We start from the raw sequence: 262 nt of genomic DNA, 5'->3' as shown, positions 1-262 counted from the left end.
CGCGCTCTGCGCGGCCGACCTCGCCCCCGCGCTGAACGCCTGCTTCGAGCGCCACGGCACGCCGCCGATCGCCTCCGACATCGGCGACTGCCTGTTCGCGGCGATGGAGCTGAAACCCGCGCCGCTGGTCGCGCCCGGCTATTACGCCTCGATGGGCTTCGGCGTGCCCGCCGGCATCGGCATGCAGGCCACCAGCGGCGAGCGGCCGTTGATCCTGGTCGGTGACGGCGCCTTCCAGATGAGCGGCTGGAAGCTCGGCAAC

1 protein-coding gene is annotated in these 262 nt (G+C 72.5%); it reads left to right on the top strand.

The window, feature by feature from the left end:
• Nucleotides 1-262: thiamine pyrophosphate-dependent enzyme (locus FLQ44_RS20085; protein WP_206209019.1), on the top strand; the 262-nt coding region annotated here is incomplete at both ends.

Source organism: Vogesella mureinivorans, assembly GCF_007644035.1.
Lineage (GTDB): Bacteria > Pseudomonadota > Gammaproteobacteria > Burkholderiales > Chromobacteriaceae > Vogesella > Vogesella mureinivorans.
Note: the sequence above shows the minus strand (reverse complement) of the source record. Positions and strands in the feature narration are given on the sequence as shown.